A 2,582-nucleotide genomic window follows, 5' to 3' on the forward strand; every position below is an offset into this window, starting at 1 on the left:
TGGATTCCCGCCCCTGTTCAAGCCAGGGGCAAGCTCTGCGCGGGAATGGCAGATAAGAGAGAGGCGCTTCGCTGCCCTTCGATTGGGTAACGGCTTACGGCCTCATATATGGCATTGCGGCGGATGGGATTGGCCGTTAGAGTGCCGCTATGGATGACGTTCATGGGTAGCGTTCGGGTGCGTATCGGCCGCGGAATTTCTTTTTTGCGATGAAGGGCGGCGGCGCAGAGCTGGAGCGGCAGGTCGCCGCTATAGACGCCCTGTTGCCGCAGACGCAATGCGGCCGTTGCGGCTTTGGCGGTTGCCGTCCGTATGCCGAAGCGGTCGCTGCGGGCCGGACGGAGATCAACCGCTGCCCTCCCGGGGGGCGCTTGACCATCGCCGCCCTGGCCGAGTTGCTGGGGCAGGCGCTGTTGCCGCCGGCGCGCGAACTGGGGGATTTTACGGCACGGCCCAGGGTTGCCCGGATTGAGGAGCCGGACTGCATCGGTTGCACTAAATGCATTCAGGCCTGCCCCGTGGACGCCATTATCGGCGCGCAGGGACAGATGCATACCGTACTCGCGGAACTTTGCACCGGCTGCGAGTTGTGCCTGCCGCCTTGCCCAGTGGACTGCATAGAGATGGGGACTGCATAGAGATGGCGCCCGCGACCGCGGCCTCTGCGCCTCTTTCGTCTGCGCCGTCTGCCGGAGAGGGCGGCGAGAATTCCCGTCCCGGGGCGCCGCCGGCGGCATCCGTCTCTTCTCTGCCCGGCCGGGAGGCTTGCCTCGAGGCGCCGCCTTGAAGTTTGCCGAGGCCCGTTTCTTCGGGGGGTTGTCGCTGCCCACGTACAAGGCCCTGTCCAGAGATGCGGATTCCGTGTTGGTGCCGTTGCCGGAGCGCATCACTTTGCCCCTGCAGCAGCATATCGGCCTGCCGGCGAAACCCATGGTGCGGGTGGGGGAGCAGGTATATAAGGGCCAGCCGATCGCGCAACCGGACCGCTATGTCAGCGTGCCGCTGCATGCCAGCACCTCGGGCAAGGTGATTGATATCGGCGACTACCCCGTCCCCGACCCTGCCGCCCGCAGCGAGCCTTGCATCGTCATCGAGCCGGACGGCGACGACCGCTGGTACGACATCCGCCCGACCCCGGCTTACGATCAGGTGTCGCCGGCCAGGATGCAGGAATTGATCCGGGAATGCGGGATCGTGGGCCTGGGCGGCGCGGGCTTCCCCACCCACGTGAAGATTCGCGAGGGCGAGGAGAACGCCGTGGACACGTTGATCATCAACGGCGCGGAGTGCGAGCCCTATATTACCTGCGACGACCGTCTGGTGCGGGAGAAGGCAAGCTACGTGGTGGCGGGCACCCGGATGATCGCCCATGCGGTGCAGGCGCGCCGCAGCATTATCGCCGTGGAAAAAGATATGCCCGAGGCGGCGGCGGCCCTGGAGCAGGAACTGGACGGGCAGGAACTGGGCGGCGAAATTGATTTGATCGCAGTGGCGGCGCGCTATCCCGCGGGCGGCGAGAAACAGCTGGTGCAGACGCTGACCGGCCGCGAGGTGCCCAGCGGAGGGCTCAGCATCCATGTCCGCGTGATGGTGCAGAACGTCGCCACCGCGGCGGCGGTTTACCGCGCCGTCACCCGCGGCGAACCGGTGGTGTCCCGCTACCTGACAGTGACCGGCGACGTGGCGCGCCCCCGCAACCTGCAGGTGCTGCTGGGCACCCCGGTAGTGGACTGTCTGCGGATGTGCGACCAGCGGCCCCTGGAGGAATCCCGGGAGGTGATCTGCGGCGGGCCCATGATGGGCAGTCCGATGCACGATGTGCGGGTGCCGGTGACCAAGACGATCAACTGCATTCTCGTCCAGGAGGCGCGGCCGCGTCTGGAAGAGCAGCCCTGCATCCGTTGCGGGCGGTGCGTGGAGGTATGCCCGGTGCGCTTGCTGCCGCAGGAATTGCACCGCCTGACCCGCATGGATGCCCTGGAGAGCGCGCGCGAGCAGCATCTATTCGATTGCATCGAGTGCGGCTGTTGCGCCTACGTTTGTCCCAGCCATATCCCGCTGGTGAAATACTACCGCGAAGCGAAGCGGGCCATCGCCGATTGGGAGCGGCAGCGCGAGGGCGCGGACCGGGCCCGCAAGCGGTTCCTGGCGCGGGAGGAGCGCCGGCAGCGCGAGCAGGAGCAAAGCCTGGGGCCGCGCCCGCCGGCCTCGTTGCAGCGCCGCCGCGCCTATGTGCAGGAGGCGGCGGAACGCAGCCGCGCCCGCCGCCGGCGGCAGGATGCGGAAGACGAGGGGGGCGCCCCGGAGAATGGCCCTGGGAGTGCCCCGGAGAACGGCCCGGAGAACGGCCCTGGGAGTGGCAATTAGGCTCGTCGCGGGTCTTGCCGCCTCCCCGCCGCCTGTCGCCCCCGGATTGTCGGTCCGCCCATGCCGGTACGGGCCAGCCGTTCCGCAATCCTTAATCCGCCATTCCCGCGCAGCAGTCTGTGCAAAAACTCCGAAAATCCAGAGCCGCGCGAAAACATTTCCCACTGGCATGGCAAATATCCGCCATTCCCGCGCAGGCGGGAATCCAGCGCAAA

At 67.2% G+C, this 2,582-nt stretch carries 1 protein-coding gene and 1 pseudogene; both read left to right on the top strand.

All coding sequences use genetic code 11. From position 1 onward, the window contains the following. Positions 1–209: 209 nt before the first annotated feature. Positions 210–626: pseudogene (locus OXU43_04340) on the top strand (RnfABCDGE type electron transport complex subunit B). Positions 627–783: 157 nt separating this feature from the next. Beyond that, entirely contained in the window at positions 784–2,367 is a 1,584-nt protein-coding gene (gene rsxC / locus OXU43_04345) for an electron transport complex subunit RsxC (protein MDD9824382.1), read from the top strand. The last annotated feature ends 215 nt before the right edge of the window (positions 2,368–2,582 follow it).

This window comes from Gammaproteobacteria bacterium (genome assembly GCA_028817255.1).
Taxonomy (GTDB): Bacteria; Pseudomonadota; Gammaproteobacteria; order Porifericomitales; family Porifericomitaceae; genus Porifericomes; species Porifericomes azotivorans.